Source organism: Microbacterium sp. 69-7 (genome assembly GCF_001897985.1).
GTDB lineage: Bacteria > Actinomycetota > Actinomycetes > Actinomycetales > Microbacteriaceae > Microbacterium > Microbacterium laevaniformans.
The window spans coordinates 58,825-72,777 of record NZ_MKRU01000090.1 but is presented as its reverse complement, the minus strand read 5'-3'; the positions used below and the strand labels follow the sequence as shown (position 1 = coordinate 72,777).

General features: G+C 71.7%; 10 protein-coding genes and 2 pseudogenes. 6 read left to right on the top strand and 6 right to left on the bottom strand.

What is annotated here, in order from left to right; translation table 11 throughout:
• On the bottom strand, positions 1-1,252 hold a 1,252-nt coding region (locus BGN98_RS10005; protein WP_288121244.1), incomplete at its 3' end, for an acyl-CoA dehydrogenase family protein.
• A gap of 301 nt (positions 1,253-1,553) precedes the next feature.
• Positions 1,554-1,799, bottom strand: a pseudogene (locus tag BGN98_RS10000) (glycoside hydrolase family 3 protein); the annotation flags it as partial.
• A gap of 51 nt (positions 1,800-1,850) precedes the next feature.
• Here BGN98_RS10000 and BGN98_RS09995 point away from each other — a divergent pair.
• A complete protein-coding gene (locus BGN98_RS09995; protein ID WP_288121242.1) occupies positions 1,851-2,759 on the top strand; it encodes a TetR/AcrR family transcriptional regulator in 909 nt (302 codons plus the stop codon).
• A gap of 99 nt (positions 2,760-2,858) precedes the next feature.
• Here the strand turns inward: BGN98_RS09995 and recQ are convergent, their stop codons facing one another.
• The 3 genes from recQ to BGN98_RS09980 form a co-directional block, all read right to left on the bottom strand.
• On the bottom strand, positions 2,859-4,898 hold the full coding sequence (gene recQ, locus BGN98_RS09990) for a DNA helicase RecQ (RefSeq protein WP_288121241.1): 2,040 nt from the start codon (positions 4,896-4,898) through the stop codon (positions 2,859-2,861).
• Between the two features lie 146 nt (positions 4,899-5,044).
• A complete protein-coding gene (locus BGN98_RS09985; RefSeq protein ID WP_288121239.1) occupies positions 5,045-7,726 on the bottom strand; it encodes a DEAD/DEAH box helicase in 2,682 nt (893 codons plus the stop codon).
• 58 nt (positions 7,727-7,784) lie between these two features.
• Entirely contained in the window at positions 7,785-8,987 is a 1,203-nt protein-coding gene (locus tag BGN98_RS09980) for a glycoside hydrolase family 3 N-terminal domain-containing protein (protein ID WP_288121238.1), read from the bottom strand.
• A 97-nt stretch (positions 8,988-9,084) separates the two neighbouring features.
• On the opposite strand from BGN98_RS09980, the gene BGN98_RS09975 reads away from it, so the two are divergent.
• The 5 genes from BGN98_RS09975 to BGN98_RS09955 all read left to right on the top strand — a co-directional run bounded on the left by BGN98_RS09975 (position 9,085) and on the right by BGN98_RS09955 (position 13,750).
• Entirely contained in the window at positions 9,085-9,459 is a 375-nt protein-coding gene (locus BGN98_RS09975) for a GNAT family N-acetyltransferase (protein ID WP_016463739.1), read from the top strand.
• A complete protein-coding gene (locus BGN98_RS09970) occupies positions 9,456-10,463 on the top strand; it encodes a pirin family protein (RefSeq protein ID WP_016463740.1) in 1,008 nt (335 codons plus the stop codon). Before BGN98_RS09975 ends, BGN98_RS09970 begins: the two co-directional genes overlap by 4 nt.
• A 48-nt stretch (positions 10,464-10,511) precedes the next feature.
• A complete protein-coding gene (locus tag BGN98_RS09965) occupies positions 10,512-11,072 on the top strand; it encodes an ECF transporter S component (protein WP_005054446.1) in 561 nt (186 codons plus the stop codon).
• Positions 11,073-11,156: 84 nt separating this feature from the next.
• The gene (locus BGN98_RS09960) at positions 11,157-12,932 is read left to right on the top strand and encodes an ABC transporter ATP-binding protein (RefSeq protein ID WP_288121235.1); all 1,776 of its coding nucleotides are present in this window, start codon (positions 11,157-11,159) and stop codon (positions 12,930-12,932) included.
• A complete protein-coding gene (locus BGN98_RS09955; RefSeq protein ID WP_288121233.1) occupies positions 12,929-13,750 on the top strand; it encodes an energy-coupling factor transporter transmembrane component T family protein in 822 nt (273 codons plus the stop codon). Before BGN98_RS09960 ends, BGN98_RS09955 begins: the two co-directional genes overlap by 4 nt.
• Here BGN98_RS09955 and BGN98_RS09950 read toward each other — a convergent pair.
• A pseudogene (locus tag BGN98_RS09950) lies at positions 13,743-13,953 on the bottom strand (GIY-YIG nuclease family protein); the annotation flags it as partial. The gene BGN98_RS09955 and the pseudogene BGN98_RS09950 overlap by 8 nt on opposite strands.

Sequence of the window (13,953 nt, the reverse complement as noted above, 5' to 3'; positions counted from 1 at the left end):
GAGCGTTCCACGTGGACAGGGGCTTGAGCGCGGCGGCGAGGGGCTCGAGGTTCTCGCGCTCGTCGGGGGGGTCGGTGCGTCCGCTGAAGACGCCGTCGAAGGTACGCAGCAGCTCGTCGTTCGCGAAGAACTGCGCGTACACCTGCGCCAGTCGGGGCAGCAGGCGCCGCTGGTGCTTGCCGTAGTCGAGCAGCACCACCTCGTCGCTGCCCGACCCCGAGTCGAACTGGCGACGCTGACCGGCGTAGGTGATCGCGATGTGCAGCGCGAGCGCGGTCGCGGTCGTCGCGGCGCCGTCGAGCGAGACCCGGCCCTGCACGAGCGCGCCGAGCATGGTGAAGAAGCGGCGCCCGGGGCTCGGGATGTCGGAGCTGTAGGTGCCGTCGGCGGCGACATCGCCGTAGCGGTTCAGGAGGTTGAATCTCGGGACGCGCACGTGATCGAACGCGAGCCGGCCGTTGTCGATGCCGTTGAGCCCGCCCTTGACCCCGTCGTCCTCGCTCTGCACGCCCGGCAGCATGTTGCCCTCGTCGTCGCGGATGGGGACGAAGAAGCAGTGCACGCCGTAGTTGACGCCACCGGTGATGAGCTGGGCGAACACGGTCGCGGCCCGACCGTGCACGGCAGCGTTGCCGAGGTAGTCCTTCCACGCGCCGCGGAACGGCGTGTTGATGACGAACTCCTCGGTCTCCGGGTCGTAGGTGGCGGTCGTGCCGATGGCGGCGACGTCGGAGCCGTGCCCGATCTCGGTCATCGCGAACGCACCCGGCAGCGTCAGCTCGATCACATCGCGCAGCCACGCCTCGTGGTGCTTCTCGGTGCCGAGCTGGTAGATCGCGGAGCCGAACAGGCCCCACTGCACACCGGACTTGATCTGCAGCGACGGGTCGGCGAGCACGAGCTCCATGAAGCCGGCGAGGTTGGCTCCGTTGTCCTCGAGGCCGCCGTACTTCTTCGGGAACGCGCGCCGCGACCCGTTGTTGTCGACGAGGATCTGCAGCTGGCCGAACACGCGTTCGCGATGGTCGGCGACCGACAGCCCCTCGATCTTCCAGAGCGCCGGATCCTTGATCATCTCGCGGGCTTCGCGCCGGGTCTGCGCCCAGGTGCCCAGCAGCAGATCCGTGACGGTGTCGACGTGGATACGCGACTCGTGGGCCTCCGCGGCGGTGTGCGCAGCCGTCGGGGCTCCGCCGGCGGGCGTTCGCGTGCTCGTGGCGGGCTTCTTCGGACGGACGGCGGCGTCGGTCATCGGCGTACCTTTCGACAGCGGACAGGAAAACTCATGCTCGACGGTAGGAGCGCGTACGGCGGCTCGCAAAACGCTTGCGCGCTGCCCACAAAGCGGCGCGCCTCCGCGGCATCCTCCCCTGTGTGAGACCCACACCCACGTTTTGTGAGACCGAGTTCCACCGTGGCTCCCCGCGAAAGCCACGGCGCCTCCGCACGGGCACGAGCGCCCGGTGCCGTCGCATCGGATGCGGAGCGTGCACGCAGAAGCGGATGCCGCGCGCGCCGGCATCCGCTTCCGTTGCTCAGCCCCGCATCCGGTGTCAGAGCTCGAGGCCGTGACCGAAGCGGAAGAGCGGGTCGGCGGTGTCGAACGGGACGTCGGGACGCGAGGCCTTCACCGCGTCCATCGACCGCGGCAGATCGAACGGGAGCTTGCCGCGCGCCGGCGCCCGGCCCGACAGCACGTCGAACAGCGCGGCAGTGCCGGCGCCCCAGTTCGCGGTGAGGCTGACGCCGAGCGCGGCGAAGGGCGTGAGGATCGCGGGACGATCGAGGAAGACGTGTATGCGGCGCTCGTCGGCGAAGGCTCCACCCGGGGACACCCCGCCCACGCCGCCATGCGCGAGCGCTACAGCCGGCTGCGCGAGGTGTTCGTCGCGCAGCTGTCCGAGGCCCGCACCGTCGGCGCCGCGCATCCCCGCCGCGACGTTCACGGTGAGGCCATCCGCATCGCGGCCGTCTGGGACGGCCTGCAGCTGCTCCAGCTCTACCTGCCCCGGCGCGTGGATCTCGTCGCGCTGCTCACCGAGATGCAGCAGATGCTGGTCGCGGCACCGGGCTCGGCAGGTCCGGCCGAACCCGATGCGGGCAAGGGCGTCGCGGCATCCGCCTCTCCCGCACCCTGGCCGGCGCTCGACCTCGTGGGCGAGGAGCCCGAGACGACGGAGGGCTACCGCGTCGGGCGCGAGCGGCGATCTCGGATCGTGCGCGACGCGACGGCGCTGTTCGCCCGGGATGGATACGCCGATACGAGCCTGCGAGAGATCGCCGAGCGCGTGGGGGTGTCCAAGTCGGCCCTGCTGCACCACTACCCGTCGAAGGATGCGCTGCTGCGCGCCGTGCTGGCCGAGCGCGATCGCGCCATTTCGGTGTCGCCGCCGGCCCACGTCGAGCGCGCCGCCGATGCGCTGCGGGATCTGCCCCGCAACGCTGCGATCAATGCGGCCTCCGCGCCCGGGCTCATCGAGGTCTACGCGGTGCTCTCGTGCGAGGCGCTACCGCCGGATCATCCGGCCCACGACTACTTCGCGCAGCGCTTCGCCGCCACGATCGACCATTTCACCGCCGTCCTCCGCGCGGCGCAGCAGGACGGCGACCTGCCGGCCCACCGCGATCCCGCCCGTGAGGCGATACGGCTCGTCGCACTGTGGGACGGCTTGCAGTACCAGTGGCTGTACGACCGCGAGAGCGTGGACGTGGCCGCAGAGCTCGCCGCCCACCTCGATGACATCCTCCCCCGGGGCTGACCGAGGGGCGCGGGTGGCCTGCGGACTACGGCTCGCATCGGATTCGGTCGTCGCTGCATGGACGGGCACCCCGCTGAGCCCGCAACTCGCGCACGCGCGTCAGTGGGCGGCGATGACCGCGAGCACGCCCTCGCCGTACGCTTCGCGCTTTTTCGCACCGATGCCGGTGATGCCGTCGAGCGCGGCGATGGATGCCGGGCGCTGCTCGGCCAGGGCCCGCAGCGTCGCATCGCCGAAGACGATGTACGCGGGCACGCCCTGCTCCTTCGCCACCCCGGCGCGCCAGGCGCGAAGGGCTTCGAAGAGGTCGCGGTCACCGTCGGCCACGGCGTCGGACGCCGCGGCCTTGCGCACGCGCGGGGCACCCCCGCCGCGTCCGAGGACGTCGCGGCGCAGCGGCACGGGGGTCTCCCCGCGCAGCACCGCCGCACCCTCGTCGCCGACCGCGAGCACGCCGTACTCGCCACGGGCGACGATGACGCCACGGGCGAGCAGCTGTCGGATGACGCTGCGCCAGTCCTGGTCGCTGAGGTCCGCTCCCAATCCGTACGTCGCGAGCGCGTCGTGGCCCTGCTGACGGATGCGCTCGGTCGATGCTCCGCGGAGGATGTCGACGAGGTGTCCGGCGCCGAACGCCTGGTTGCGCTCGCGCTGCAGCCGCACGATCGTCGACAGCAGCTTCTGCGCGGGAACCAGCCCGTCCCAGGTGTCGGGGCTGTCGAGGCAGGTGTCGCAGTTGCCGCACGGCTCGGAGCTCTGCCCGAAGTAGGCGAGGAGGTTCTGCCGACGGCACGACACCGTCTCGCAGAGCGCGAGCATCGCGTCGAGGTGCTGGCCGAGCCGCATCTTGTACGACCGCTCCCCCGGCGATTGGTCGATGAGACGCCGCTGCTGCACCACGTCGCCGAGCCCGTAGGCCATCCAGGCGATCGCGGGGTCGCCGTCCCGGCCGGCGCGACCCGTCTCCTGGTAGTAGCCCTCGACCGACTTCGGCAGGTCGATGTGGGCGACGAAGCGCACGTCTGGCTTGTCGATGCCCATCCCGAACGCGATCGTGGCGACCATCACCACGCCGTCTTCGCGAAGGAAGCGCTGCTGGTGGTGGGCGCGCACCGCGGCATCCAACCCCGCGTGATACGGCAGAGCGTCCACGCCCTGCGTGCGCAGATACTCGGCCGTCTGCTCCACCGACTTGCGGCTGAGGGCGTAGACGATCCCGGCAGAGCCGGCCGGCTGGGCGCGAACGAACTGCAGCAGCTGACGGCGCGGATCGACCTTCGGCTCGATGCGGTACTGGATGTTGGGCCGGTCGAAGCTCGCGACGAAATGCCGTGCGTCGGGCAGGCGCAGCCGCTCGGTGATCTCCTGATGGGTCGCGCGCGTGGCCGTCGCCGTGAGCGCCATGCGCGGCACCCCGGGGAACCGATCGGTCAGGTCGCCGAGGGCGAGGTAGTCGGGACGGAAGTCGTGACCCCACTGGCTGACGCAGTGCGCCTCGTCGATGGCGATCACACTGAGTGTGCCCCGCTGCAGCAGGGCGCTCGTCGCGGGAGCGCTGAGGCGTTCGGGCGCGACGTAGAGCAGGTCGAGCTCGCCGGCGAGGAAGTCCTGCTCGACGCCGGCACGTTCGGCCGCATTCTGGGTGGAGTTCAGGTACGCCGCCCGCACACCGTTGGCCCGCAGGGCGTCGACCTGGTCGTGCATCAGTGCGATGAGCGGACTGATCACGAGCCCCGTGCCGGCACGAACGAGCGCGGGCACCTGATACGTGATCGACTTGCCGCCGCCGGTGGGCATGAGCACCACGGCGTCGCCGCCCGCGACGACGTGCGCCACGATGTCGGCCTGATCGCCGCGGAACTCGTCGTAGCCGAAGACCTCCTTCAGCACCGCCCTCGGATCGGTCGAGCGCGGCGGGCGGGCGACCGCGGCGGCGCGTCGCGCCGGGGCATCGCCGGATGCCGCAGCCGGGGCCGCGGCGTCCGGAGCCGTGTCGCGCGTCGCCCGAGCGAGCGCACCGGCATACCCGTCGTACTCCGGCGGGGGCGCCATGTCGAACTCGTCGGGCGGCGTCAGCTCATCCACATCCCACGGCACGTCCGCGTAGGGGTCGTCGTACCGATCGGTGGCTGCACTCACCCGTCCAGGCTAGCCGCGGCATCCGACACGCGACGCCGTCCTCCCCACCCGCCCCGCCGAGCCGTCACGATCGCACCGAGCCGCCACGACAGATGATGGCGGCTCGCGCGGAACATAGCGGCTCGCGAGTGGTAGAGGTGGGGGGCTTACAGGCGCGTGAGTTCGGTCACGTGGACGACGGCGGCGCCCTCCTCGACGGATGCCGCGAGATCGACCTCGGCCCGGATGCGCCAGTCGTGGTCGCCGGCCGGATCGTCGATCGTCTGCTCGACGCGCCAGAGGCCGGATGCCGCGGCATCCGCCGTGTCGATCACGCAGAGCCGCGGCGAGCGCGCGGAGCCGCCGGTGAGGATCTCGTCGTGCTCGTCGTAGTAGCGGTCGAGGGCTTCGGGCCAACCGGCCTCGGGGTCGAGGGCCACCAGCGCGTCGTCGTCCTGCAGAGCCGCGAGCTGCACCCGCCGAAACAGCTCGTTGCGCACGAGGACCGTGAACGCGCGCTCGTTCGTGAGGATGGAGGGCGGCGCCGGCGGCACGACCGGAGCGCCGTCCTCGGGCAGCACCGCCGTGGGGTCGATGAGCGCCGACCACTCGTCGACGAGACTCGAGTCGACCTGGCGCACGAGCTCGCCGAGCCACTCGATGATGTCGCGCAGCTCGTCGGTGCGCGCATCGGCGGGAACGGTCTGGCGGATCGCCCGGTCGGCGTCGGAGAGGTAGCGCAGCACCAGTCCTTCACTGCGCGAGAGTTGGTAGAAGGAAACATATTCCGCGAACGACATGGCTCGCTCGAACATGTCGCGGACCACCGACTTCGGACTCAGCTCGAAATCGCGCACCCACGGCTGCGAGGACGCGAACACCTCGAACGACTGGGTGAGCAACTCGGCGAGCGGCTTCGGATAGGTGATCTCCTCGAGCAGGGCCATGCGCTCGTCGTACTCGATGCCGTCGCGTTTCATCGCGGCGACCGCCTCGCCCCGAGCGCGGTACTCCTGCTGCGCGAGAATGGCGCGCGGATCGTCGAGGGTGGCCTCGATGACGCTCAGGACATCGAGGGCGTAGTGGCCGGTGCCGATGCCGCCCGGGGCGACGGGGGCGGGGGCGGTCGCGGGGGCGGGCTGTTCATAGCTCCGGAAGGACGACGCATTTTCGTTGGAACCGGGCGCTGTGGGCTCCTCGGCGGCGAGATCTCCGGAGTTGTGAACACGCGCCCCGGCGCCCGGAGCCATGTCGTCGTCGGGCGACAGCAGCTCGATCGCGGCGAGCGCGAAGGGCGACAGCGGTTGGTTGAGGGCGAAGTTCGGCTGCAGGTCGACCGTCAGCGCGATGCGAGGGCGCGATGGCGCGGAGCGGTCGATCTCGACGATCCCAGCGTCCACGAGCGTGCGGAAGATCGCGATGGCGCGTCGAGCGAGGGCGAACCGACGTGCGGCCGGCTCGTGGTTATCGAACACGAGTGCGCGCACGTGGCCGAAGACGTCTCCCCCGCGGCCGATGACGTTGATCAGCATCGCGGCGGTGAGCTTCAGCTGCGGGACGAGCGGCTCGGGAGCGGCGGAGATGAGCCGCTCGTACGACCCCTCACCCCAGTTGACGACGCCGGTGGGGGCCTTCTTGCGGACGATCTTCTTGCGCTTGGCCGCGTCGTCACCGGCCTTCGCGAGCGCGACCGCGTTCTCGATCTCCCACTCGGGTGCCATGACCACGACATTGCCGTAGGTGTCGTAGCCGGCGCGCCCGGCACGGCCGGCGACCTGGTGGAACTCGCGCGCGCTGAGCTGGCGCATCTTCGTGCCGTCGTACTTGCTCAGCGCCGTGATCATGACGGTGCGGATGGGCACGTTGATGCCGACTCCGAGGGTGTCGGTGCCGCAGATGACCCGCAGCAGCCCGCGTTGGGCGAGAGTCTCGACGAGTCGCCGGTAGCGCGGCAGCATGCCCGCGTGGTGCACGCCGATGCCGGCCCTGACGAGGCGCGACAGCGTCTTGCCGAAGCCGGTCGTGAAGCGGAATCCGCCGATGGCGTCGGCGATCTCGTCGCGCTGGGCGCGTGTGGTGAGGGTGACGGATGCCAGAGCCTGCGCACGCTCGAGGGCCGCCGCCTGTGCGAAGTGCACGATGTAGACCGGCACCTCACGCTCGTCGACGAGCATCGTCAGCACCTCGTGCACGGGCCGGCGCTCGTACGAGAAGTGCAGCGGCACCGGCCGCTCGACGCCGGTGACGAGCGCCACGGGGCGCCCCGTGCGGCGCTCGAGGTCTTCGGCGATCGGCGTCACGTCGCCGAGGGTGGCCGACATCAGCAGGAACTGCGCCTGCGGCAGCAGCAGCAGCGGCACCTGCCACGCCCATCCCCGGTCGGGGTCGCCGTAGTAGTGGAACTCGTCCATGACGACCTGATCGACCTGCGCATCCGCGCCGTGACGGAGGGCGATGTTGGCGAGGATCTCCGCGGTGCAGCAGACGATCGCGGCATCCGGGTTCACCGACGAGTCGCCGGTGACCATGCCGACGTTCTCGGCGCCGAACACCTCGACCAGCGCGAAGAACTTCTCACTGACCAGCGCTTTGATCGGCGCGGTGTAGTACGAGCGGCCGCCCGCGGCGAGGCAGGCCGCGTGAGCGGCGATCGCGACGAGCGACTTGCCGGTGCCCGTCGGTGTCGACAGGATGACGTTGGCACCCGAGACCAGCTCGATGACGGCCTCGTCCTGCGCGGGGTACAGTGCCAGCCCGCGGCCGGCGGCCCAGGCGACGAAGCCCTCGTACGCGGCATCCGCCGTCGCTCCGACGGGCACGAGGTCGGTCAGTGCCGCGGGCGAGGTCATTCCCCGAGTCTGCCAGGCGCGGCGGCGCCCGCGGTCGCGCGGCGCTGCGGCGGTGCAGTCAGGGGCGCGCAGCCTTGGCGGAGAGCACGTGCCGCGCGGCGTCGTCCACACGCTGCGCGAACGCGGGATCGCCCTGCGCTTTGGCGAGCACCGCGTCGTACATCTCCGCGAACACGCTCGGATCGGTCGATGCCAGCACGACGTCGACCCCGGCGCTCAGCGCGAGCACGGCGCGATCGGCCGGGCTCCACGCCTGCACCGCCTGGGCGGCGGAGAGGTCGTCGGTGACGAGCATCCCGTCCGTGCCGACGACGGCCCGGGCAAGGCCCACGACTGTCGGCGAGAACACCGCCGGAGTCGAGGGGTCGATGTTCTGGTAGATCGCGCTCGAGACCATCACGGCGGCGGGGCCGCCTCGCAGGAGGTTGCGGTAGACCGCGACGTCGGGGCCGTCCGCGGTGACGGTCGTGTCGACCACGTTCGCCGTGGTGTCGGTGTTGGCGGCGACGTGGCCGAGCCCCGGAAAGTGCTTGAACACCGGCATGACGTCCGAGGCCCGCATCCCGTCGGCGAACGCCCCGGCCTTGGCGACCACGGTCGCCTCGTCGTACCCGTACTGACGGCCGAGGGCCCCGACGGGCGGATTGTCGAAGCGGGTCGCCTCGCTCGTGACGATGTCGACCACGGGCGCGAGGTTCAGCGTGACGCCGGCGGCGGCGAGCTGCTGTCCCCACGTCGTGGCCGATGCGCGCAGCTGGTCGTCGGGCAGGTCGGCCTGCCGGATCGCGTACGGGATGTCGTCGAACCCCGGCCCGGTGAGCACCTGGACCTCGCCGCCCTCCTGGTCGGTGGAGACCCAGATCGGGATGCCGTCGGCATCCGCGCTCGTGAACGAGCCGACGAGCGCGGCGACCGCCGCGGCCCCCGCCTGCGAGCGCCCGTGCAGGAAGATGCCGCCCGCGTGCAGGTCCGTGACGGCCGACATGGTCGCGGGTGTCGCCGCGTCGATCTGCGTACCGACGATGAAGAGCTGTCCGACGCGCTGGCGCAGGTCGAGCCCGGCGAGCGGGTCGGCCGTGGGCGTCGGGGTGGGAGTCGGAGACGGGCTCGGCGCCGGCGTCGACGTCGGCGGCGCCGGAGACGGAGACGGGCCGTAGGCGCCGCAACCTGTCAGCGCGACGGCGATGACGGCGGCTGCCACGGGAGAGCGCACGGCGCGCACAAGGGGTCGCGAACGGCGGCGGGGGGAGAGGGATGTCACCCCGCCATCCTCCCCATTCACGCCTCGCAACGACAGGCCTGGTGCCGTTGCGCAGAACCGGCCTACGGTGGGAGGACATCTTCACGAAAGGGACGTCATGAGCGACGACATCCGCATCGCCCGCAACGACGACGCCGACCGCTACGAGATCCTCGTCGACGGCCGGGTCGCCGGTTTCACCGAGTACGAGGAGGATGCCGAGGGCCGCCACGTCTTCCCGCACACGGAGATCGACCCCGCCTACGGCGGACGCGGGCTCGGCACGAAGCTCGTCGCGGCGGCGATGGAGGGTGAGGCCGCACGCGGCGTGAGCGTGGTGCCGGTGTGCCCCTTCGTCGTGCGATACCTGCAGAAGAACGAGGTGCCCGGCCTCGCTGTCGCGTGGCGCGAGGGTGACGTCGAGGCGGCGGCCCACGCGTCGACGGCCGAGCCGACCCCGGGCGACGAAGGAGTCGGGTCGTCCCGCGGATGACGAGGCTCGACGACGCGGCCCCTGGCCTGGCCGGACCGACCGCCTGCGACGGACCCCGCGCACTGCTGCTCGAGGCCCGCGAGGTCCCTCTCGGCGGCGTGCGGGCGATGGAGGTGCACCGCAGTCTGCCCCAGCGTGCCCTGCCGATGGTCGGCGCCTGGTGCTTCCTCGACCGATTCGGTCCGCAGACGGCGCGCATGCGCGTGGAACCGCACCCCCACATCGGCCTGCAGACGGTGACCTGGCCGCTCGTCGGCGAGGTGCGCCACCGCGACACCCTCGGCAACGACGTGGTGGTCAGCCGCGGCGTGCTGAACCTCATGACCAGCGGTGCCGGGATCGCGCATTCCGAGTACTCCCTGGGTGAAGACGCCGTGCCGCTGGACGCGCTGCAGCTGTGGGTGGCCCTCCCCGAGACGCGTCGGCACGGTGCGGCGGAGTTCGAGCGCCACGAGGACCTCCCGACCGTCGCCCTCGACGGCGGGCCGGACGCCGGCGGCGCCACGGCGACGGTCGTCGTCGGCGACTTCGCCGGCGCACGCTCGCCCGCGACGATGCACACGCCGATCGTCGGCGCCGAGATCCACGTGCCCGCAGGATCGCGTGTGCGCCTTCCACTCGATCCGGTCTGGGAGTACGCCCTCGTCGGCGTCGCCGGAGCGCCCGAGGTGCACACCGCGCCGGATGCCGCGACCGCCCTCCCCGACCAGGGACTGCTGTACCTCGGCATCCATCGAGACGGCGTCGAGGTCAGCGCGCAGCGCGAGACGACACTGTTCCTGATCGGCGGCGAGCCGTTCGAGTCGGACATCGTCATGTGGTGGAACTTCGTGGGCCGTTCACACGATGAGATCGTCGCCGCGCGCGACGCGTGGGAGAGCGAAGCGGACGACACCGGCACGGCCGGCGCACGCTTCGGGCACGTCATCGGGCACGCCTGCGAACGGGTGCCGGCACCGCCCCTGCCGGCAGTGCGACTGACCCCTCGACGCCGCACGGTCTGAGGTTTTTTCCCGGTCCGAGGCCGATGGCAGCGCGGCTACGCTGGAGGCGTGGCCCGAAAAACCGTCCTGTCGACGCGCGTCCTGCTGGTGTGCGCGGCGATCGGTGTGGCCACCGGCATCCTGGGCGGCTTCGCCGGACTCGTGACGCCGATCGTCCTCACCGTGCCCGGTCTGGCCATCGTCTACGGCCTCGTCCTCGGCGCGCACGTGCTCCCCGGCATCATCGCGCAGGAGGTGCTGCGCCTGCCCCTGGTTGCTGTGCTCACGCACGTCCTGGCCGCGCTCGTCGCCAGTGCGTTCGCGCCGATCTGGACCACGCGTTTCCTCGGCACGGCGCTGCTGTTCGGCGCGATCCAGGAGGGTGTCGCCGCACTCACCCGCTACCGCGTATGGGGAGCGTGGCGGTTCTTCATCTCCGCGATCGTGATCGGTGTGCTCGTGGCCGTCGCGGTCTTCTTCGCGGCGCACCTGAGCGCGTACCCCCTGTGGGCCCAGGTCGCCTATCTCGCCCTGTCGGTGTGCGGACCGGTGGTCTGGACGGCGATCGGACTCAGAGTCGGCGCGTCGCTGCGTCGAGCCGGAGTCGCACGGCAGACCGTCCGCCGTTGAGCGGGTTCTGCTCACGCGTGAGGCTCGGCAAGTTAGGTTCGGCTAACCTGAGAGGACACCCCTGACCGACCGCTGGGACGACCCGTGACATCTGCCGACTTCGGAGCGGACGCCGCGGCGCCCGACGCCCGCACGCCCGCGCCGCTGCTGCGCGTGCGCGATCTCGGCATCCGGCACGACGGTGCGGATGCCGAGGCTCCCGCCGGCGCCTCGTTCGTCGTGAACCGCGGCGAGGTCGTGCTGCTGCTCGGTCCGAGCGGGGCCGGGAAGTCGACGCTCGCGCTCGCCCTGAACGGCCTGATCCCCCACGCGGTTCCGGCGACCGTCCGCGGCCGTGTCGAGGTCGACGGCCGCGACACGGCGGCGACGGCGGTGTCGGTGCTGAGCGAGAGCGTCGGGATGGTGTTCCAGGATCCCGATGCGCAGCTGGTGACCGGGACGCTCCTCGACGAGGTGGCTTTCGGGCCCGAGAACCTGCGGCTGCCCGTGGCCGACGTGCTGGCGCGCGCCGAAGAAGCCCTGCGACGTGTCGGGCTGTGGGAGCGGCGCCACGAGAACCCCGACCGCCTGAGCGGCGGCGGCCGCCAGCGCCTGGCGATCGCCTGCGCGCTGGCAATGGGTTCACCCCTGCTGGTGCTCGACGAGCCGACGGCAAACCTCGACCCGCAGGGCGTCGAGGAGGTCTACGCGACGCTCGGCGCGCTGGTCGCCGCCGGTGATCGCGCGATCGTGCTCGTGGAGCACAACCTCGACGCCGTCGTCGGCATCGTCGACCGGGTCGTCGTGCTCGACCGCACCGGGCGCACCATGGCCGACGGCACGGTCGACGAGGTGCTGCGCGCCCGCGCCGCCGAGCTGCATGAGATGGGGGTCTGGCTGCCCGTCTCGACCCTCGCCGCACTGCGTCTGCGCGCCGCGGGATGGACGCTCGATCCTCTGCCGCTCGACCCGACCGGACTGCGCACCGCCCTCGACGCGGCGGACGCACCGGCCGGCTCGCCCGCGGCATCCGTCCCTTCCGCAGCCGATGTGGCGCCGGTCGCCTCCGCAGAGCCGTTGATACGTGTCCGCGGGCTGCGCACTCTGCGGGGTCGTCGCGAGATCCTGCACGGCATCGACCTGAATGTGGCGGCGGGCGAGTTCGTCGCCATCGTCGGCGCGAACGGCGCGGGAAAGACCACGCTGCTGCAGTCGCTCGCGGGAGTCGTCCCGGTGCCGCGGGGGCAGGTGGTGCTCGACGGCATCGACGTCGCGCGCAGCGATCCGCGCGAGCTGTCGCGGCGGATCGGCTTCGTGTTCCAGAATCCGGAGCACCAGTTCATCGCACACACGGTGTTCGACGAACTGGCGCACGGCCTGCGGCGGCAGCGGCTCGCCGAGAACGAGGTGCGCGAGCGGGCCTTCGATGTGCTTCGCCGGTTCGACCTCGACGGCAAAGCCGACGTGCACCCCTTCCTGCTCTCCGGCGGGCAGAAGCGGCGCTTGTCGGTGGGCACCGCTCTCGTCGCCGGTGCGCCCGTGCTCGCCCTCGACGAACCCACGTTCGGTCAGGATCGGGCGCGGGCCGACGAGCTCATGGATCTGCTGGAGGGCCTGAGCGCCGACGGCACGACGATCCTCGTCGTCACCCACGACATGCAGCTGGTCACCGAACATGCGCATCGCACGATCATCATCGGCGACGGACGCGTGGTCGCGGATGCCGCGACCGCCGCGGTCTTCGCGGACGACGCCCTGGTGCGCGCGGCGGGTCTGCGTCAGCCGCCGCTGCGACGCGCATTCGCGGGGATGACACGGCATCCCTCTCTCGCCGGCGTCACGCGCCTCGCCGACCTGCCTGCTCCGGAGACGGCACCGTGAGCGCGGCGATCACCGATCCGTGGGCGACCGCCGACCGCGAGAACGCGCGTGCGCTGGAGCGCATCAATCCCCTGGCGAAGCTTGCGGCGCCGCTGCCCGCGATGGTGCTGCTGGTGTTCACCCGCGATCTCGCCACCCCGCTGGCCTTCATCGTGATCGCCTACGTCATCGTGCTCCTCGGTGCGCGACTGACCGCTCGGGTCATGCTGCTCTTGTTCGTCGCACTCCCCGCGGCGGCCGTCGTCATCGGAGCGTCGATGAGCCTCTGGACCGACCCCGCTCGCGTCGGCGGAACGGTGCTCGCGCACGTCGGCTCGTGGACCTGGACCAGTGGAGCCCTGGCGGTCGGGTTCGCGACGGGGCTGCGACTGGCCGCGATCGTCGCGCTCGCGCTGATCGCGGGGCTGACGACCACGGGCCCCGACCTTGTGCGGGCGAGCGTGCAGCAGCTGCGCGTGCCGTACCGGGTCGGCTACACGGCGCTGGCGGCCTTCCGCTTCGTGCCGCGGTTCGGGCACGAGCTCGACGTGATCAGACAGGCGCATCGCGTGCGCGGGTCGCACGGCGGTCGCGGACCGTTCGCCGCGATCGCGCGCTGGTGGGGCTATCTCGTGCCGCTTCTCGCGGGCGCGATCCGCCACGCGGAGCGCGTCGCGCTGTCGATGGATGCCCGCGCCTTCGGCGCCCACACCGACCGCACCGAGCGCCACGGGGTGCCGTGGCGGGCGCGCGACACCGTGTTCGTCGTCACGTTCTGGCTGGTGAGCGGCGCCATCCTGATCGCCCTCTTCCCCGGGGCTCCGCCGTCTGTCAGCTGACCGCACCGCGGAGAGCATCGGCGACCCAGCGCGCATAGCGATGCCAGGGCGGGATGCCGTCGGCGAGCGCTGCCGCGTGCGCGCGGAGTTCCGGCGCGGCACGGAACCACTCGCCGCCCTCGCGCAGGGGCGCGAACTGCACGTGGCGCGCGTGCTCGACCGCGCGGCCGCCGAGCTCGAATGCGAGCAGCTCCTGATGCCAG

Excerpts from the sequence above, each read along its gene's own strand:
- BGN98_RS09995 (WP_288121242.1), top strand. The coding sequence starts at position 1,851 with ATGCGCGAGCGCTACAGCCGGCTGCGCGAGGTGTTCGTCGCGCAGCTG.
- BGN98_RS09985 (WP_288121239.1), bottom strand. The coding sequence starts at position 7,726 with ATGACCTCGCCCGCGGCACTGACCGACCTCGTGCCCGTCGGAGCGACG.
- BGN98_RS09975 (WP_016463739.1), top strand. The coding sequence starts at position 9,085 with ATGAGCGACGACATCCGCATCGCCCGCAACGACGACGCCGACCGCTAC.
- BGN98_RS09970 (WP_016463740.1), top strand. The coding sequence starts at position 9,456 with ATGACGAGGCTCGACGACGCGGCCCCTGGCCTGGCCGGACCGACCGCC.